The organism is Nocardia sp. NRRL S-836 (assembly GCF_001279525.1).
Classification (GTDB): Bacteria; Actinomycetota; Actinomycetes; order Mycobacteriales; family Pseudonocardiaceae; genus Lentzea.
Genome location: NZ_LGDY01000105.1, coordinates 72,768 through 91,288, shown reverse-complemented (window position 1 = coordinate 91,288; position 18,521 = coordinate 72,768). Strand labels below are relative to the sequence as shown.

The 18,521-nt window shown below is 69.2% G+C and carries 15 protein-coding genes; 8 read left to right on the top strand and 7 right to left on the bottom strand.

Annotation, left to right across the window (positions count from 1 at the left end):
- The first annotated feature begins 560 nt into the window (after positions 1-560).
- Entirely contained in the window at positions 561-1,235 is a 675-nt protein-coding gene (locus ADL03_RS23860) for a tetratricopeptide repeat protein (RefSeq protein WP_053735756.1), read from the top strand.
- 160 nt (positions 1,236-1,395) lie between these two features.
- Here ADL03_RS23860 and ADL03_RS23855 read toward each other — a convergent pair whose 3' ends face one another.
- Entirely contained in the window at positions 1,396-2,205 is an 810-nt protein-coding gene (locus ADL03_RS23855) for an MBL fold metallo-hydrolase (protein WP_231642172.1), read from the bottom strand.
- Between the two features lie 110 nt (positions 2,206-2,315).
- On the opposite strand from ADL03_RS23855, the gene ADL03_RS23850 reads away from it, so the two are divergent.
- Complete coding sequence (locus ADL03_RS23850) at positions 2,316-2,924, top strand: XRE family transcriptional regulator (RefSeq protein ID WP_053735754.1); 609 nt, start codon at positions 2,316-2,318, stop codon at positions 2,922-2,924.
- 188 nt (positions 2,925-3,112) lie between these two features.
- Positions 3,113-4,513, top strand: coding sequence for a serine hydrolase (locus ADL03_RS23845; protein WP_082373417.1), 1,401 nt, complete (start codon positions 3,113-3,115; stop codon positions 4,511-4,513).
- A 20-nt stretch (positions 4,514-4,533) separates the two neighbouring features.
- On the opposite strand, the gene ADL03_RS48630 is transcribed toward ADL03_RS23845, so the two are convergent.
- Positions 4,534-4,677: a hypothetical protein gene (locus tag ADL03_RS48630; RefSeq protein WP_197288601.1), complete on the bottom strand. Its 144-nt coding sequence runs from the start codon at positions 4,675-4,677 to the stop codon at positions 4,534-4,536.
- A gap of 134 nt (positions 4,678-4,811) precedes the next feature.
- On the opposite strand from ADL03_RS48630, the gene ADL03_RS23840 reads away from it, so the two are divergent.
- Positions 4,812-5,666, top strand: coding sequence for a class I SAM-dependent methyltransferase (locus tag ADL03_RS23840; RefSeq protein ID WP_053735753.1), 855 nt, complete (start codon positions 4,812-4,814; stop codon positions 5,664-5,666).
- A gap of 160 nt (positions 5,667-5,826) precedes the next feature.
- Here the strand turns inward: ADL03_RS23840 and ADL03_RS23835 are convergent, their stop codons facing one another.
- The 3 genes from ADL03_RS23835 to ADL03_RS23825 form a co-directional block, all read right to left on the bottom strand.
- Entirely contained in the window at positions 5,827-7,278 is a 1,452-nt protein-coding gene (locus ADL03_RS23835) for an amidase (protein ID WP_053735752.1), read from the bottom strand.
- Positions 7,279-7,356: 78 nt separating this feature from the next.
- Positions 7,357-7,926, bottom strand: a complete 570-nt coding sequence (locus ADL03_RS23830; protein WP_157529132.1) for a hypothetical protein — start codon at positions 7,924-7,926, stop codon at positions 7,357-7,359.
- Positions 7,923-9,161: a PLP-dependent aminotransferase family protein gene (locus tag ADL03_RS23825; protein ID WP_197288594.1), complete on the bottom strand. Its 1,239-nt coding sequence runs from the start codon at positions 9,159-9,161 to the stop codon at positions 7,923-7,925. The genes ADL03_RS23830 and ADL03_RS23825 overlap by 4 nt, the downstream gene beginning before the upstream one ends.
- Positions 9,162-9,746: 585 nt before the next feature.
- Here ADL03_RS23825 and ADL03_RS23820 point away from each other — a divergent pair.
- The 3 genes from ADL03_RS23820 (at position 9,747) to ADL03_RS48625 (ending at position 13,244) form a co-directional block, all read left to right on the top strand.
- Positions 9,747-11,144 carry a family 43 glycosylhydrolase gene (locus tag ADL03_RS23820; RefSeq protein ID WP_053735750.1) on the top strand — a complete coding sequence of 466 codons (1,398 nt, stop codon included), beginning with the start codon at positions 9,747-9,749 and terminating at the stop codon, positions 11,142-11,144.
- An 18-nt stretch (positions 11,145-11,162) separates the two neighbouring features.
- A complete protein-coding gene (locus tag ADL03_RS23815) occupies positions 11,163-12,614 on the top strand; it encodes a glycoside hydrolase family 43 protein (protein WP_053735749.1) in 1,452 nt (483 codons plus the stop codon).
- 252 nt (positions 12,615-12,866) lie between these two features.
- On the top strand, positions 12,867-13,244 hold the full coding sequence (locus ADL03_RS48625) for an AbfB domain-containing protein (RefSeq protein ID WP_053735748.1): 378 nt from the start codon (positions 12,867-12,869) through the stop codon (positions 13,242-13,244).
- Positions 13,245-13,257: 13 nt separating this feature from the next.
- Here the strand turns inward: ADL03_RS48625 and ADL03_RS23805 are convergent, their stop codons facing one another.
- Positions 13,258-14,988 (bottom strand): ABC transporter ATP-binding protein, encoded by a 1,731-nt coding sequence (locus ADL03_RS23805; RefSeq protein WP_053735747.1) that lies wholly within the window; start codon positions 14,986-14,988, stop codon positions 13,258-13,260.
- Positions 14,989-15,706: 718 nt separating this feature from the next.
- On the opposite strand from ADL03_RS23805, the gene ADL03_RS23800 reads away from it, so the two are divergent.
- A complete protein-coding gene (locus ADL03_RS23800; protein ID WP_053735746.1) occupies positions 15,707-17,206 on the top strand; it encodes a non-reducing end alpha-L-arabinofuranosidase family hydrolase in 1,500 nt (499 codons plus the stop codon).
- 121 nt (positions 17,207-17,327) lie between these two features.
- Here ADL03_RS23800 and ADL03_RS23795 read toward each other — a convergent pair whose 3' ends face one another.
- Entirely contained in the window at positions 17,328-18,521 is a 1,194-nt protein-coding gene (locus tag ADL03_RS23795; RefSeq protein ID WP_197288593.1) for a cytochrome P450, read from the bottom strand.

Genomic DNA, 18,521 nt, shown 5'->3' with positions numbered 1-18,521 from the left:
GCGCTGTCGTACCAGGCGTTGTCGCCGCAGGCCCGATCGGTGTTCCGCCGGTTGGCCGTCGTGCCCGGCGTGCACTTCGACGACGATCTCGCCGCTGTGGCGACCGGTGTGCCGGTGGCCGAGGTCGGTCTGGTGCTGGACGAGCTCGTCGAGATGTCCTTGCTGACCATCACGACCGAGTCGATCCACTTCCAGTTCCACGACCTGATCCGCATCTTCGCGCGGGAACGCTGGCTCGAGGAAGAGCCGCAGGACGTGCGCCACCAGCTGCGTGATGCTTTCGCCGCGCACGTTCTGGGGCTGGCGGGCGCTGCGGGCAGGTTGTTCTTCCCGGAGGTGCGGGACGTGCCGCCGGACTGCCCGTTCCGGTCGTACGAACAGGCGGCCGAGTGGCTCGACCAGGAAGCCTCGNNNNCGGCCGGCACCGCCAGGTGCTCGACCTGGCCGGCTCGATCCACCGCTATGCCTTCGGCCGCGAGCAGAAGCACCGCTGGGACGAGGTCTTCGAACTCGGCCTGCAGGCCGCCAGGGCACTCCGCGACCGGCGCGGTGAGGCCGAGATGCTGAACCTGCTCGGCGCGACGCAGCACCGCTGTACCGACGAACAGGAGCTCGCGCTCACAACGCTGCGGGAAGCGGTGGCGGTTGCGGAGGAGATCGGACACCGCCAGATCGTCATGTCCGCCAGATCGACCATCGGACTGGTGCTCTCACACCTCGGCGAGTCCGCGGAAGCGCTCGAACACATCACCTTCGCCTATGAGAGGTCCGGTGAGTTCGGTTACTTCCGGCACCGGGTCTGGACGTCCCTCGGCTTGGGCGTCTGCCTGCTGGCAGCAGGCAGGTTCTCCGACGCGTTGGAGCGGTTCGCGAGCACACTCGAGCAGACGAGGCAGAACCGCGACCAGACCAACCCGGAAACGGCGCGCAGGGTGATGGCGCTGCTGTTGACGCTCATGGGCGACTGCCTGTCGGCGTTGGCGCGCTGGAAGGAAGCGGCGGACAGCTACCACGATGCGAGAACGACGATCGGTGCGCTCCAGCTGAGCTACCGCACCGAAGCCGAACTGGCGCTCAGCGAAGGTGTCGCGCGGCGCCACAAGGGTGAGGTCGAGCAAGCTCGGGCCTGCCTGACGTTCGCGCTCGGGAAGCTCGACGCACTGGGCAACCGCGCGCAGCGGGAGGCCGCGGAAGCGGAGCTCGCGCTTCTGCCGGACTGCGGCACCGTTCAGTGAGCTGTGCCTCGCAAAGAGCGGTGTTGACCTGCACACGGGCGGACGTTTCACCGCACAGGCGTCAGCAGGGCAGTGGAGAGTCCACTTCGGACTCGTCCACGGTTGCAGCGTCGAAGACGCGCCAGCCATCGGGATCGGTCGCAAGATCATTTCGGCTCGATCAGCCGATGGGTGGCGCGAGGTGTTCCAGCGCATAACCGTCGCCGGACGGGGTCACGCGGGCGATGCCGGGTGAGTCGAGGTGGGCGCCGGCCACGAAGTGGTGTGGCCGGCTCAGCCGTTCGAGGAGCGCCGCTCGCGCGGAGCGGGCCTGGGACTGGTCACCGTCGAACTCCCAGGACACGTTCGGCCGGTCGAACTGGAGCGCGGGGACGTGCACGGTGTCGCCCCAGACGAGGAGGTGCCCGGCGCCGCCCCTGACCTCGTAGACGGTGTGACCGGGCGTGTGGCCCGGTGCCGGGATCGCGGTGGTCCAGTCGTTGATCGCGACCTCCTCCGACACGGGTACGACCCGGTCGCGGATCGGCTCGAGCCGCCCCGTGAACACCGAGGCGTCACCCGCGCCGATCCACACGCGCTCGAGCTCGGGGAACGCCTCTGAACCGTCCGGCGCGATCAGGCCGCTCACGTGGTCCTCGTGCCTGTGGGTGATGGCCACGTCGGTGACACGTGCGCGGTCGACTCCGGCTTCGTCCAGCGCGTCGTAGATCAATCCCATGGTCGGCTCGTGCCAGACGTCGGACGCGCCGGTGTCGATGAGAACCGAGCGCGTGCCGTCGGTGACGAAGAAAGCGTTGACCGCAAGCCGCAAGTTGCCGCCGACCAGTGGGACGGCGGCCGGCAGCTGGTCGAGCGCGCAGCCGTCCTCGTCGCGCAGCCGGGTCGGCGGCATGTCGATGTACCCGTCGCGCAACGAGATCACCCGCAGGTCGCCGAACTCGAACGTGGCGTGGAGCCGTCCACTCGACATCAACCGCATAACTCCCCCAGTGCACCGCGCGTCTCCGATAGAAGACGATATCTCCTTTAGAAGAGACCATACTCTGTGGGCGGCGGGGTAGCCATCGATCGAGGAGCACGATGCTCGGGCAAGACGGAAACGCGGCCGGACCAGAGCACGGTGACGACCTGGCCGGCGCGTTCGGCGGCAACGTGCGGCGGCGCCGTGAGGAAGCGGGCCTGACGCTGGACCAGCTGTCCACGCGGTCATCGGTCAGCCGGGCGATGCTGTCCAAGGTCGAACGCGGCGAGAAGAGCCCGACGATCGGTGTCGCGTCCAAGATCGCCCACGCGCTCGGCGCCTCGCTCTCGGACCTGGTCGGTGCACCGGCTGCTGACGCGTCCGCTGTGGCCGTCGTCATGCGCAAGGCCGAACGTCCTGTTTTCCGCGACCCCGAAACCGGCTTCGAGCGGCACATCGTGTCGGCAGCGCCGGGCGCGGGAGGGGCCGAGATGGTCGTCCACCACCTCCCCGCGCAGGTCTCCACCGGGCTGCTGCCCGCGTACCCACCGGGCACGGAGAAACAGCTCGTGGTGCTCGACGGCACCCTCACCGTCGCGATCGGCGGGATCAGCGAAACCCTGGGCACAGGCGACTCCCTGTTCTTCCAGGCCGACGCGGACCACGGCTTCGCCAACCGGACGGACGCGCCCTGCGACTACATCATGGTCATCTCGCGCAGGACCTGACCGCCGCCCCGCAACCCGACAGGACGGCAACCTGACCGTGCGCGCCGGGCGCCGGCACGGGACGATCCTGTACTGACCCGGTTCACGGGCGACGCGCGGTCGATGCAACCAAGATCGCCTCCGCTGCGTGATCAATGGGGTACGGAAAGACCGTCCGGCGGCAGCCGGACTGACTCACTGGGGAGCGGATGAATCTCACGCGGTTCACTGCGCTGTGCACGGCACTCACGATCACGGGCGCCGCTCTGGCACCGGTCGCCAACGCCGGGGAGGAGCACCACCCGCTGGCCGAGCGCCTGCGCGAGGCGATCGTGGCGCAGAACTTCAAGGACGTCATCGACCTGACGCCGCCGGCGACCGGCACCGCGCGGTCGGCGGGGAAGAAGGAGAAGTACGACCCGAGCCCGGCGGAGCTGGCGAACAAGGCCAGGGCGCTGTCGGTGCAGGCCGGCAAGCCGTTGCACCAGACGCCGAACATGGACGCGGCGATCATCCAGCTCGACGCGTTCGGACGGCCGGCGGCGGTGGCGAACGTGCTGCTCAGCCCGCAGTACCCGAACGGCGTGGTCGTGCCCGTCAAGCACCGGAGCCTGGCGACCGACCAGGTGCGCTACCGCTGGTGGGACGACGACGAGTGGGACGCCAACGGCGGCAAGGGCACCCGTGACGTGCTGCCGGGGCGCGAGAACGCGGCGATCGACTTCTCGTCGCCGTACCCGGCGTCGGTGCTCAAGCTGATGGTGGGCTTCGGCGTGCTGCGCCTCGCCGACCAGGGCAAGGTCGACCTCGACGCCGACTACGTCTACGACCCGAACCCGGTGCGCGAGGCGTGCGGTGGCAAGTCGACGAAGAAGGTCAGGCAGCTGTTCGACGAGATGATCACGAAGTCGCAGAACGAGTCGACCTGCGCGCTGATCAAGCTGATCCACGACCTGAACTCGTGGGACGCCGTGAACCGGACCTTCGCGGACCTCGGCATGCCGACCCTGATGGTCACCGGGACCCTCCCCGGCAACGGCGGGCGCTGGATCGACTCGAACATGAGCGGCCTCGACACCGCCAAGCTCCTGCTGCTGGTCAACGGCGGTTTCGGTGTGCTGTGGACGACGGACGCGGGCAAGCAGGTCACGCGCAACGAGCTGTCGGCGTCGTCGCGGCGGTTCTTCCAGGAGACGCTCGCGGGCCAGGGGCACAACGAGATGCTGTCCACGCCGAACTGGTGCGGCCGCGCCTACCCGGTGCAGGGCATTCCGCAGCGGGTGCCGGAGCGCTGGATCAAGCCGGACGGCACCGTGACCGTCGGTGACGCCGTCTACGACCGCGATGTCCGCCCGTGCAACGAGGCCGCCGAGGTCACCTTCGCCCACAAGACCGGCTGGGTGGACACCACCGGCTCCGACGCGGGCATCGTGAAGTCGTTCCGCGGCAAGGACAACCGCAACTACGTCGTGGTCGTGTTCTGCAACCTGGGCACCGACTACGTCGACGCCGACCGCCCGGCCGACCCGCCCGGCGTGTTCCCGGTGCTGTACACGCAGAAGTACGCGCAGCTCGGCAAGGCGATCGACACCATCATGAAGAGCCTCTAGACGAGTAATGCGCAAGTCGGTCAGTGGTCGTAGGCGGTCAGCAACCGGGTGACGGGTTGGCCGGTGGCGCGGTTGTGCCAGATCGCGGCTGTGAGGGCCCCGGCAAGGCGGTCGTCGATCTTGACGTTGAGTGCGGTCAGAAGGGTGTTCGGATCGGTCGTCACAAACGGATCTCGAACACCCTTCGTCCGTCTCCGGCTACCGCCTCGACTTGCGCACCACTCGTCCAGACCCCGGGAGGCGCCCTCCCGTCCCGTGTCGCCGGTGTACCCGACGCGTCGTGAGTAGCGTCGGGTACATGGAGAACGGCGGACCCAGCCGGACAGCGCTCGTCACCGCGTACGCCCGCGCGTACCACCAGATCGCCGACCGGCCACAGATCTTCACCGACCCCCTCGCAGCACGCCTGCTCGGCCACGCCGCGGAAGACCTGCCGGCACTGGGCACGGCCACGACCGACCGCCTCGGCGGCGCCGTGACCGACCGGCCCCGCCGCCTGGTCTTCGCTGCCAGGGCCCGCTTCGCCGAGGACACCGTGGCCACGGCCGTTGCCGCCGGCGTGCGGCAGGTCGTGATCCTCGGCGCGGGCCTGGACACCTTCGCCTACCGCAACCCGCACGGCGACCTGCGCGTGTTCGAGGTCGACCACCCCGCCACCCAGGCGTGGAAGCGCGAACGCCTCGCCGCGACCGGGATCGACTGCCCCGACACGCTGACCTTCGTGCCGGTCGACTTCGAGACCCAGGCGCTGGCGGCGGAACTGGAGTCCGCCGGGTTCGCCCGGACGGCCCCGGCCGTGTTCGTGTGGCTGGGCGTCGTCTACTACCTGACCCCGGAGGCCGTCCACGCCACCCTCGCCTACATCGCCGGTCAGGCCCGGCCGGTCGAGGTGGTGTTCGACTGCCTGCGTTCCGCGACCACGGACGCGGAACGCGCGTACCAGCAGGCGCGCGCGGATCGGCTGGCCGGTCTCGGCGAGCCCCTGTTCAGCTACTTCACCCCCGACGGGATCGCCGCGCAGTTGCGCGGGCTCGGGTTCACCGAGGTCGAGGACCGCTCGGCTCCGGAGGTGATCGCCGGTTACCTGGAGGGAGGTGCGGCGTTCGAGGGAGGGGCGTCGGAGGCGATCCGGATACTGCGGGCAAGCCGCTGAGGATGACGGCCGCAGGCACCGGAACAGCCGAGCTCGGGCATCTCGGGAGAATGGCCGAGATCCCTGACCGCCCACGACCACCAACCGACTTGCGCATTACTCGTCCAGGTGAACGCGGCACCGCGGCCGTGCAGATGGCCGCGGTGCCGGTCGACCGTTCCTACCTCGGTGCCTGGAAACCGCCCATGGCCTGTTCGAGCAGCTCGGCCAGCCGCAGCGGGGTGCGGTCCTCGAACATCGGGCCGATGAGCTGCACGCCCACCGGCAGGCCATCAGTGGACAGTCCTGTCGGGACGGCGGTCGCGGGCAGGCCGGGCATGGTGGCCAGGCCGGCCCAGACGAGCTGGTCGAAGAACGGGTGCTCGGTGCCGTCGATGTCGATCCGCCGTTCCAGCAGGTCCGGGTGGTGGTCGTGCGGGAACGCGGGGGTCGGCGTGATCGGGCACACGACGGCGTCGAACTCGGCGAAGAACCGCCGCCAGCCGTGCCGGTGCAGCTCGCGGCGGTGGTGCGTCTCCAGCCAGTCGCTGTGGCTGAGCACCATCCCGCGCAACCGTGCCGCGTCGAGGCTCCGGTCGTCCGCGCTCAGGCGGGCGGCACGGGCCTGGAGCTGCTCGCGCGCCTCGACGGGAAAGCGCGCGACGGAACCGGAGAACAGCAGCTGCGTGTAGAGCGTGGCGGCTTCGGCCAGGTCGGGCAGCAGTGAGCTGTGCCGTTCGACGCGGGCGCCGCCGTCGGTGAGGGCGTCGGCCACCCGTTGCACTCCCGCCCGCACAGCGGATCCAGTCGGGAGGAACGGGTGCTCGTCGAGGACCAGGACCCGGAAGTCGCTCAGCCGCTCGTGACGTGCGGGCGGCAGGGTCAGCCGGTAGGCCTTGCCGGACGTCAGCGGGTCCGGCCCGGCCATGACGTCGAGCAGCAGCGTGAGGTCACGGGCGGAGCGGGCCATCGGCCCGACGACGGCGAGGTCGAGCTCGACCGGCAACGCCGGTTCGGACGGCGGCACCATGCCGCGGCTCGCCGCCAGCCCGAGCGTCGGTTTGTGTGCGTAGACGCCGCAGAAGTGCGCGGGGGTGCGCAGCGAACCGGCGATGTCGGTGCCGAGGGACAACGCGCCGAAGCCGGCCGCCAGCGCCGCCGCCGACCCGCCGGAGGACCCGCCGGGCGTGCGGTCGTGGTCCCACAGGTTGCCGGTCGTGCCGTAGATCTCGTTGAAGCTCTGCAGGTCCTGCAACCCCAGCGGCACGTTGGTCTTGCCGAGCACCACCGCGCCGGCGGCCTTGACCCGTGCCACCTGCACCGCGTCTTCGGCCGGCACGTGGTCGCGGTACGCCGGCATGCCCCACGTCGTGGGCAGCCCGGCGACGTTGTAGCACTCCTTGACCGTGACCGGGACACCGAGCAGTGGCCGGTCTTCGCCCCGTGCGCGCGCTTTGTCGGCGTCGTGCGCGGCGGCTCGTGCACGGTCGAAGTCCGGCACGCAGATCGCGTTGATCTCCTCGTCGTCCCGTTCTATGCGGTCGATCGCCTCGTCGGTCAGCTCCACCGAGCTCACTTCACCGGCCCGCATCGCGGCCACGAGCTGTTCGGCTGTCGCGAAATTCCACTCCATGAATTCGACCGTAACGACCACTCGGCCAAGCCATAAAATCCGAATTCGCACAACGGGGTCGGGCAGAATTGCGCACGGCTACCCGACGACGTCAGCCGCACGCAGCGGCTCGCGCGGTCGTGCGAGCTCGGTCACCGGGTGGGCACCGGGGGCCAGAAGCCCTGCCGAATACCGGTCTCGCAGCTCCTGTTCGAGATCCGGGCGTTCGAACTCGGGAGCGAGCACCACGGAGTGGTTGAACCGAGCGTCTCCGGAGATCTCCAAGGCGTCGACGTCGTGCAGGCAGACCGCCTGGTGCCGCCAGAACGCGGGAATGAAGATCATGTCTCCGGGTCCGGACACCAGCGCCACCTCCCACGAGGTCTCGTCCGGTGCGGCGAGCAGGGTCACGGCCGTGCCGGAGCGCATGACGACGATGCGGTCGTCTTCGTGGTAGTGCGGGATCACCTGCCGATCGGGCGTCAGGGACACGCTGTAGGCCGAGAGGTCCGCGGCTCCGCACAACCCTTCGGTCGCAACGGGCCGGAAGAACTGCTTCTGCGGGCCCTCGATCGCCGCGCCCTGCCGGTTTCCCGCCAGGTTGATCTGCCAGGTCGCACTGACCGACTGTTCGGTCGACGACGGCCCGATCTCGTTCAACTGTGTCATTGCAGGAATTCCGATCGGGAGGGTGACGAAACGCTCGGTGTGGACTTCTCGACGTGCTGCGAGATGAAGCCGGCCAATCTGACGAGTCCGGTGCGCAGCGCCTCAGGCGTGACCGAGCTGATCGAGATGCGCAGCCGGCGGCGCGGTTTCCCGTCGCCGTAGAACCGGTGGATCGGAACCCATCGGACGCCGTGCTCGACGGCACATTCCTCGGAAAGCTCATCGGTGGTGTCGAACGGGACGTTCACCACGATGAAGAACCCGCCTCGCGGCGCGGACCAGGTGACCTCTGGTTCGGACCCCTCCGGGAACAGTTCGGCCAAGGTGTCCAGTGCGACGGTGAGGTTGTGGTGGTAGTGCCGGGCTACGGCAAGATTCGCGTCGCGCAGGCTGAAGTTGTGGTGGATGAGCTTTCCGCCGATCACCGCCTGCGCGATCGGTGACGTGTTCAGCGTGACCATGTTCTTGATCCGGGCGAGCTCGTCGGACAACGTCTCGCCGGGGGCGCCGCCGGTCACCGGCTGGTCGGCCACGAGATAGCCGACCCGGGCACCGGGAACACCGGTCTTGGCGAACGAACCGCAATAGACGACCTGCTTGTTCCGGTCCATCGACTTTATAGTGCGCGGATGCTCCCGATCAGTTGACAGCAGCCCGTAGGCGTTGTCCTCCACGATGAGCAACCCGAGTTCACCGGCGATGTCGAGGAGTCGCTGCCTGGTCCGCAGTGGCATCGTCGTACCGGTGGGGTTCGCGAAGTCCGGCACGACGTAGACGGCACGTGGCCGAATGCCGGCCGCAACGGCCTCGGCGACCACGTTCTCCAAATCGTCCAGGTCGATCCCGTCCGCGTTGTCCTTCACCGGCAGCACTGTCAGATCGGCGAGCTCTGCCGCACCGACGAAGCCGAAGTACGTGGGGTGAACAGCGAGAATCGCGTCCTGGTCGGTGCGCCGCAATGCCCGCATGGTCAGGAAGAGCGCTTCTTGACCGCCCACCGTCACGACGATGGAGTCCGCGTCCGCGGTGATCTGTTCGTCCACCTCGAGGTGCCGGGCCACGAGGTCGTTGATCACGCCTTTGACGCGGCCGTATTGGAGAATCGTCCGCGTCGCGTCGCGTTCGTCACCGCCGTAGCGCACCACGAGGTGCCGGCGGAAGAGTTCCAGGTAGTCCTGCACGGCTTCCAGGTCGAAGTCGCCCTCGTACGGCGTACCGGAAGCAAGCGAAATCACATCACCCGATTTTCCCGACGCAGCCCGGCGAAGAGCGGTCGCGTCGACGAACGGCATGCTCTGCGTTTCGTGGAGATCGCTCAAAGCGACCGTGAAAGGTCTCACTCGCAACGCCTCATATCAACCGGCAAATGAGCTTGCAAAAGGGTATGGCTGGTGTCCATCGACAAGCAATGCGACTCGGTCCGGCAATGACCTCAAGGGCCACCGCCTCGACCCTTTCGGACAGGCGGTCCCGAGCGTCGGGACGCCTTCCCCGACCGGCGGACCGGCGGCAGCCGCACCGGGGCGGCCGATCAGCGGCGTGCAGACCGAACCGAGGCCGGCGCTTCCTCGCGTGCGCGAGGGCGGCCCCGCGCCGCCCGAGGAGAGCGTGGCTCGGCGCGGCTCCGAGCACCAACAGCCGTTCGACACCTCGTCGACACGATCCGTTGACGCCCGAGTTACCGCTGTGTTTTCATTTAGCTCAGCCAGAGAATGTTAACGCTAACATAGCGTTACCGCAGCACCATCGCCACTACACACGCAACAGATGTTAGCGCTAACTATGTGATTCGCCCCGTTCGACGAAGATCGGAGCCCATCATGAACCGCGGGACACGTCTGCTCACCGTGTCGTCTCTCGTCGTCGCCTCGACACTCACCCTGCCCGTCCTGCCGGCGTCCGCCGCCACGCTGCCCACGGGAGCACGATCCCTGGAGGCGGTGAACTACCCCGGCCGGTTCGTGCGCCATGCCGACTACCTGGGCCGGCTCGACGCCGTGACCTCGGGCAGCTCGGCGCAGACCAGGTCGGACGCCACGTTCACCGTCGTCAACGGCCTGGCCTCACCGGCGTGCTACTCCCTGCAGGCGGCCAACGGCATGTTCCTGCGCCACCGCGACCTGCGGGTGCGCCTGGAGGCCAACGACGGCACGCCGGCCTTCCGCGGGGACGCGACGTTCTGCCCCGCTGGCGGTTCGGTGTCCGGGTCGGTGTCGCTGGTGTCGTTCAACTACCCGGACCGGCGGTTGCGGCACAAGGACTTCGAGCTGTGGGTGGAGTCCTACCAGGACACAGCGAGGTTCCGCGCCGACAGTTCCTTCCGCATCACGGCGCCATGGCAGCCGAAGACCGCGAAGGGACCGGTGGTCCCGGGCCTGTTCGCCGACCCGCACATCACGAACTTCAACGGCCGCTACTACCTGTACGCGACGACGGACGGCTATGCGGGCTGGTCCGCGCCCTACTACAAGGCGTTCTCGTCGCCGGACCTCGTCAACTGGACCGATCACGGCGTGATCCTCGACCACGGGCCGGACGTGTCCTGGGCCGACAACTCGGCCTGGGCGCCCGCGGTCGTGGCCAAGAACGGCAAGTACTACCTGTACTTCAGCGGCGGTGCGGCCACCGGTGACACGAGGAAGCACCTGGGCGTGGCCGTGTCCGACTCCCCCACCGGCCCGTTCCGCGACGCGCTCGGCACTCCCCTGGTCCGTGCGGGCACGTACCCCGGTCAGGCCATCGACCCGATGGTGTTCACCGATGACGACGGCCGGTCCTACCTGTACTGGGGCAACGGTGCCGCGTACGTCGTCCCGTTGAACGCGGACATGGTCTCGTTCGACCCGGCAGCGGTCCGGACCATCACCACGGCGGGCTTCCGCGAGGCGTCGTTCGTGCTCAAGCGCAACGGCACCTACTACTTCATGTGGTCCGAGAACGACACCCGTGACGAGAACTACCAGGTCGCCTACGCGACCGGTCCATCGCCGCTCGGGCCGTGGACCAAACGCGGTGTCGTGCTGCAGAAACGCCTGGAGCTCGGCATCAAGGGCACCGGCCACCACTCGGTCGTCCAGGTGCCCGGCACCGACACCTGGCACATCGCCTACCACCGGTTCGCCGTGCCCGGCGGCAACGGCACCAACCGCGAGGTCACCGTCGACCGCATGACGTTCAACGCCGACGGCACCATCGCCCCGATCGTCCCCACCCTCTGACCGGAGGAGAACAAAACCGTGAAACGTTCACTGTCGCGTGCGGGCACGACCCTGCTCGCGGTGTTGCTGGTGCTCACCGCCCAGGTCCTCGTCGCGGTGGACCGGGCATCGGCCGCCGACCCGTTCACCGGCTACCTGATGGCGCACTTCACCGGCGAGTCCGCGAGCGGGGAGCAGCTCTACCTGGCGCACAGCAGGGACGGCCTGCACTGGACCGACCTGAACGACGGCGCTCCGGCACTGCTGTCCACCGTGGGCACGAAGGGCGTGCGCGACCCCGCGATCGTCCGCTCCCCCAACGGGGACCGCTACTGGATCATCGCGACGGACCTGCGCATCGCGAGCGGCACGTCGTGGAGCGACGCGGCCAACCGCGGCAGCACGTCGCTGGTCGTGTGGGAGTCCACGGACCTGGCGAACTGGTCCGCGCCACGGCTGCTGAACGTCGCCGGCGCGATCTCCGGTGCGGGTGACGCCTGGGCACCCGAGGCGATCTACGACCCCGCCTCCGGCGACTACGTCGTGTACTGGGCGACGAACGCGACCCTCAACGGCGTCAAGAAGCACCGCATCTACTACACGCGCACCCGTGACTTCCGCACGGTCACCGCGCCGGCCCTCTACATCGACCGGCCCGGGAACCAGGGCGTCATCGACACCCAGATCGTCGAGTCCCCCGGCGGTGTCGGCGGTTTCCGCTACTACCGCGCCTCCGCGGACGGGCAGATCACCATCGAGGGCAGCAACACGGTCCTCGGTTCGTGGACGCGCATCGGCGACCTGTCGCACATGGGCATCTCGAACGGCGCCACCGGCGGCAACGTCGTCGAGGGTCCGATGTGGATGCCGTTCAACGGCCGCAACGAGTGGGCGCTGTGGCTCGACCAGTTCGCCACCGGCCGCGGGTACATGCCGATCACGTCCACCAACCTCGGCAGCACGAACAACTTCCGCACCGTGTCGGACTACTCGCTCGGCACCAGCCGCAAGCGCCACGGCGGCATCATGAGCCTGACCGCCGCCGAGGAAAGCCGCGTGCTGGCCAGGTACGGCACGAGCAGGCCGGTGAACCGCCTGCAGTCGTTCAACTTCCAGGACCGCTACGTCCGCCACGCCGACTTCGACGTGCGCATCGACGCCAACGTCACCCCGGCGCAGGACGCCCAGTTCCGGATCATGCCCGGCCTGGCCGACGCCTCGGGCGTGTCGTTCCAGTCCGTCAACTACCCCGGCTACTACCTGCGGCACGTCAACTACGACTTCGTGCTCGCACCCCTCGACGGCACGGCCCAGTTCCAGGCGGACGCCACGTTCCGCCAGGTCGCCGGGCTGGCGTCGTCGTCGTGGAGCTCCTTCCAGTCCTACAACCACCCCGACCGCTACATCCGGCACTACGCCTACCAGTTGAAGCTCGACCCGGTCACGACCGCGACCGCTCGCGGTGACGCCACGTTCCGCCTGACCGGCTGACCGCGGCACAGCTCGGGAGGGTGGCTGCCCCCGGCGGCCACCCCTCCCGTCCCGACGCCGCAGCTCTACATCGACCCCGCCCGGCGCCACGCCGGTCGTCGACACCCAGCTGACCGAGGTGCCGGGCGCGACCGGCGGCTACCGCTACGTGCGCGTGTCCGGTGACGGCCAAACACCGTCGAGGGCTCGAACTCGATCCTCGGCACGTGGACCAGGCTCGGCACGCTTTCGAGCATCGGTCTCACCGGCAACGTGGTCGAGGGTCCGGTGTGGACGAAGCTGCGCGGCCGTGCCGAGTGGGCGCTCCACATCGACCACCTGAAGCCGAACGGCGGGCGCGAGTACCAGCCGATCCTGACGACGAACCCGTTCGACGTCAGCACCTACCGGCTCCAGCCGACGACCGCCTACTCACTCGGCGGCACTTCGAAGCGCCACGGCGCGATCATGGCCCTCACCGCGGCCGAGGAGAGCCGGGTGCTCGCCCGCTGGCCCGGCACCCCGGCCCAGCGGCTCCAGTCGTACAACTTCCCGGACCGGTACGTGCGGCACCACGCCTACCGGTTGAAGCTCCACCCGATCACAACCGCGACCGGTCGCGGTGACGCCACGTTCCGCCTGACCGGCTGACCCTGTGTCGCGTTCATCCGCCGGTGAGCAGCTGCGTGGCGGCGAACTCGGCGTACAGCGGGTCGGTCAGGACGAGCTCGTCGTGGGTGCCGGTGGCCCGCACGACGCCGTTGTCCAGCACCACGATCCGGTCCGCCTGCGTCACGGTCGACAGCCGGTGCGCCACCACGAGGACCGTCATCGTCTTGGCCGCGGTGGTGACCACGTCCCTGATCGCCATCTCGTTCACGGCGTCCAGCTGCGAGGTGATCTCGTCGAGCAGCAGCAGTTGGGGGCGGCTGAGCAGCGCACGGGCGAGCGCGACCCGTTGGCGCTCACCGCCGGACAGGAAGGTGCCGCGGTGCCCGACGGGGGTGTCCAGCCCGTCGGGCAGCCGGTCGACGAGCGCGTCCAGCCGGGTCTGCGCCACCACGGCGCGGACCTCCTCGTCGGTCGCGTCCTGGCGGCCGTAGACGAGGTTCTCGCGCAACGATCCCGACAGCAGCGGCGCGTCCTGTTCGACGTAGCCGATGCCCGCGCGCAGGACGGCCAGGTCCCAGTCCGCGAGGTCGAGGCCGTCCAGGCCGATGTGGCCGGAGTCCGGCTCGTAGAACCGTTCGACCAGCGCGAACAGCGTGGACTTGCCCGCGCCGGACGGGCCGACGAAGGCGGTCATGCCCAGCGCGGGAACGTCGACGCTCACGCCGCGCAGCACCTCCGGCAGGTCAGGGCCGTACCGGAACCGGACGTCGGTGAAGGTCAGGTGTGCCGCGCCTGTTCCGGCGGTCCCGGTGCCGGTCGGCTCGGTCTCCATCCGGTCGACCTCGCCCAGCCTGCGCACGGCGGCGAGCCCGACCTGCAGCTTGCTACCCGCGTGCAGCACCTGCCCGATCGGTTCCTCCAGGAAGAACAGGAAGAGCAGGAAAGCCACCAAAGTGGACAGTGGGATCGCACCGGTCGCGACCCGCGCACCACCGACGGCGAGCACGGCCAGGAACGACGCCTGCACCGCGAGGCCGTTGAAGCCGTGCACCAGCGCTTCCCACCGCGCCGAACGGACACCGGCGCGCCACGCGTCCTCGGCGCCTCGTTCGATCGCGGTGAGCTCCCGGTCCTCAGCGCCCGCGGCCTTGACGGTGCGGAACGCGCCGAGCACGCGTTCCAGCCGCGCGCCGGTCTCACCGACAGCGCGCTGGGCGGCGTGGGAGGCCTTCTCGATCATCGGCATCCCGGCGAGCGCGAGCAGGCCCACCACCAGCAGGACACCCAGGGTGAGGCCGAGCAGGACGGGGTCCATCACGCCCATCATCACGACCATCACGACGGTCGTCGCCGAGCCGGTGACCAGGCCGACGAGGGCGTGCGTGCACACCTCGCGCAGCAACGTCGTGTCGCCGGTGAACCGGGACAGCAGGTCTCCCGGCTCCGCGCGCTGGACGGCGGGCACGCGCACCGAGAGCAGCCGCCTGGCCAGCCGTGTCCTGGCGCCCAGCACGACCGACTCGGCGGCACGTTCGAGCAGGTAGCTGCCGGCCATCGCGATCGCGGCACCGGCCAGCGCCAGGCCGACCAGCAGCGCCAGCAGACCGGTGATCCCGCCACCCGAGCCCAGGCGGTCGACCAACGCCTTGGCCGCCAGCGGTTGCGCGGCGGCGGCGAGACCGCTCAGCAGGACGAGCATCCCTCCACAGAGGATGGTGCGCCGCTGCGGCCTGGCGTACCCCAGCAGGGTTCGCCAGGCGGTGCGGTCGTTCAGGGTGCGCACGGTGGAACAACTCCGTCTTCTCCGGTTGCGGCTGAGGCGCGCGGTCCGGGGTACAGGCGCGACCGCGGACCGGCTCCCCCATCGTCGGCCGCGTGGCACGCCCGGCGGCACCGGTGGATCAGCCGGACCGTCCAGCCGGGTGGCCGGTCGACGACCGCCACTCGGGGGATGCCTTCGAGATTCGCCACGGTGTGTCCCGGTGACGATCGAGGTAGATGTGAGCGTTCACAGTTGGGCTGTGACCGGAGTGGTCGACGGTCCCCGTGTGACCACAACCCGATTTAGAGAAGCGACATGACGCGAGAAGCTCATGGCCGACGTTCTGGCCGTCTCTGACGTCGACCGCTACTGCTTCACGGTCCGGCAACGCTGACCCGCCAGTCGAAGCGGTTCGATTTCCGACGATAGCCGCCAGGCCGTAGGGCGGTCAACGACTCCACCGCACCAGCTCCGACGATTTCCACCATCGAATTCGATTCGACAACATCTCAGTTCGCCGCCCATGTGGTCGAATGTTCAACCTTTTGAGCATTCGGAGCGGATCTGGCAGCTTCGAGAAGCGGCGATGTTCACCACTCCCCTCGAAGTCCATTGACCCCGCAGGCGCCCAGGCCATCCTATGTTAGCGCTAACACCAACCGCTGCGCCGCCGCTGCCGATGCGGGTGGAACCGCGCATCCCAGGCCCTGGGCGGCCTCGACCCCGAAGGAGAATCACCGTGGATTCACTGGGCCAGGTCCCACCGAGCGGGCCGCGCCGGGTGGCGCGGCGCCGCAGCTGGACATCCGGGTTGAGCACCGTGCTGGTCACCGTCCTCGCGGCGGGCGGGCTGGTCGCGCTCGGCACCGCGGCGTCGGCGGCGTCGGTCGACACGAGCGCGTGGTACGTGCTGGTCAACCGCAACAGCGGCAAGGCGGTGGACGTCTCGGGTTCCTCCACCGCCGACGGAGCGGCGATCACGCAGTGGTCGCGTCACGACGGGGCCAACCAGCAGTGGCAGTTCGTGGCCTCCGGCGACGGGTACTACCGGGTGCGGTCGAAGAGCTCCGGCAAGGTCCTCGACGTGGCCGCCTTCTCGTCCGCCGACAGCGCGAAGGTCCAGCAGTGGACGGACCTCAACGGCAGCAACCAGCAGTTCCGGCTCGCGGACTCCGACGGCGGGTACGTCCGGCTGCTCAACCGCAACAGCGGCAAGGCACTGGAGGTGACCGGTCTGTCCACTGCGGACGGTGCGGCGGTCGTGCAGTACGGCGACTGGAACGGCGCCAACCAGCAGTGGCAGCTCGTCCGCGTGGACAGCACCCCCGGCGGGTCGTGCCGGCTCCCGTCGAGCTACCGCTGGTCGTCGACGGGCCCGCTCGCGAACCCGAAGTCGGACTGGATCTCGCTCAAGGACTTCACCAGCGTCGTCCACAACGGCAAGCACGTGGTCTACGGCTCGACGGTCGACAAGACCGGGCAGCACTACGGCTCGATGAACTTCGGCGCGTTCACCAACTGGTCGGACATGGCCACCGCGCCGCAGAACACGATGAACATCGGCACGGTCGCACCCACGTTGTTCTACTTCGCCCCGAAGAACGTCTGGGTGCTCGCCTACCAGTGGGGCCCCACCACGTTCAGCTACCGCACCTCCAGCGACCCCACCAACGCCAACGGGTGGTCCGCGCCGCAGGAGCTCTTCTCCGGCAACATCCCCGGCGGCGGTGCGCTCGACCAGACGATCATCGGTGACGGCCAGAACATGTACCTGTTCTTCGCCGGTGACAACGGCAACATCTACCGCGCCAGCATGCCGATCGGGAACTTCCCGGGCAGCTTCGGCACGTCCTACACGACGATCATGAGCGACACGACCGCCAACCTCTTCGAAGCGGTCGAGGTCTACAAGGTCAAGGACCAGAACCAGTACCTGATGATCGTCGAGGCGATGGGCGCCAACGGCCGCTTCTTCCGGTCGTTCACCTCCAGCAGCCTCGGCGGTTCCTGGACCCCGCAGGCCGCCACCGAGAGCAACCCGTTCGCGGGCAAGGCCAACAGCGGTGCCACGTGGAGCAACGACATCAGCCACGGCGACCTCGTGCGCACCAACCCCGACCAGACCAAGACCATCGACCCGTGCAACCTCCAGCTGCTCTACCAGGGCCTTCCGCCCGGCTCTGGCGGCCCGTACAACTCCCTGCCCTGGCGGCCGGCCGTGCTGACGCTCCAGCGCTGACCGCCTGACACCGCCGCGGGGCCCCTGTTCCCGCGGCACGGGTGGGTACCGCGCCACACCGGTGCGGTACCCACCCCGTTTGCCATGACTCCCCGGCAGCCCCGCCAGGACGGGCCGTTCGTCAGCTACCGGACGGCGGCCCGAGCACCACCGGGAACGTCCTCGGCGCGTGGACGTGCACGCTGCGGCGGAACGTCAGCTCCTCGTCCGGTGCGTCGGCCCGCAGCTTCGGGAAGCGGCCGAACAGCGCGGTCAGCGCGACCTCCGCCTCCAGCCGGACGAGTGCCGCGCCCAGGCAGCGGTGGATGCCGTGCCCGAACGCGACGTGGCCCGTGGTGTCGCGGTCCGGGTCGAGGCGGGCGGCGTCGGCGAAGCGGGTGGTGTCGCGGTTGGCCGCTCCCGTCGAGAGCATGACCGAGGCGCCGCGCGGGATCGTGGTGCCGCTGATCTCCAGGTCCTCGGTGGCGAAGCGCAGCGAGGCGTTGAGGGCGGGTGAGACCCACCGCAGCAGTTCCTCGATCAGCTCGCCCGCCGTGTCCGGCTGGAGCCGCTCCCGTGCCGCCGGGTCGGCCAGCAGGGCCCGCACGCTGTTCGTGACGAACACCGCGGTGGTCTCGTGGCCCGCCATCAGCAACAGCATCGCCATGGCGACGATTTCCAGGTCGGACAGGTGTTCGCCGTTCTCCGAGGCCGCGATGAGCCCGGAGAGCAGCGCGTCGTCCGGGTCGGCGCGGCGCAGCGCCACGAGGCCGCCCAGGTAGTCGGCCAGCTGAGCCGACGCGCGGACCAGTTCGGGTTCGGGACACTCGTCGATCAGCACCGTCGACCAGTGGGCGAAGTCCTCGCGGTCCAGTTCGGGCACGCCGATCAGCTCGCAGATCACCTCCATCGGCAACGGGATCGCGAAGCGCGCGACGAGGTCGACCGGTTCGTCGGTGGGCAGCGCTGAGAGCAGGTTCTCGGCCAGCGCCTCCACGCGCGGGCGCAGCTCGGCGATCCGGCGCGCGGTGAACGCCTGGGTGACGAGCCTGCGCAGCCGCGTGTGGTCGGGCGGGTCGAGCGAGGTGAGCATGTGGGACATGGGAGCGGGCAGGCCCGGCGGTGCGGACACGCGTTCTTCAGCGGGCAGCGCGGCGCGGTAGTCCTTCGCCAGCCGCGGGTCTGCGAGGCCGGCGCGCACGTCGGCGTACCGGGTGACGAGCCAGGTCGGGCCCGTCTCGAACGTCAGCTCACGCACGGGGGTGTGCTCACGGGCGTGCCGCAGCGCGGCGTGCGGGTCCCGCCAGTACAGGTCCATGAAGTCGGCGTCGTTCAC

Bases quoted from the DNA above. Each gene is read 5' to 3' on its own strand.
- ADL03_RS23830 (WP_157529132.1), bottom strand. From the start codon at position 7,926: ATGACACAGTTGAACGAGATCGGGCCGTCGTCGACCGAACAGTCGGTC.
- ADL03_RS23840 (WP_053735753.1), top strand. From the start codon at position 4,812: ATGGAGAACGGCGGACCCAGCCGGACAGCGCTCGTCACCGCGTACGCC.
- ADL03_RS23860 (WP_053735756.1), top strand. From the start codon at position 561: ATGCTGAACCTGCTCGGCGCGACGCAGCACCGCTGTACCGACGAACAG.
- ADL03_RS23845 (WP_082373417.1), top strand. From the start codon at position 3,113: ATGAATCTCACGCGGTTCACTGCGCTGTGCACGGCACTCACGATCACG.
- ADL03_RS23850 (WP_053735754.1), top strand. From the start codon at position 2,316: ATGCTCGGGCAAGACGGAAACGCGGCCGGACCAGAGCACGGTGACGAC.
- ADL03_RS23855 (WP_231642172.1), bottom strand. From the start codon at position 2,205: ATGTCGAGTGGACGGCTCCACGCCACGTTCGAGTTCGGCGACCTGCGG.
- ADL03_RS23820 (WP_053735750.1), top strand. From the start codon at position 9,747: ATGAACCGCGGGACACGTCTGCTCACCGTGTCGTCTCTCGTCGTCGCC.
- ADL03_RS23835 (WP_053735752.1), bottom strand. From the start codon at position 7,278: ATGGAGTGGAATTTCGCGACAGCCGAACAGCTCGTGGCCGCGATGCGG.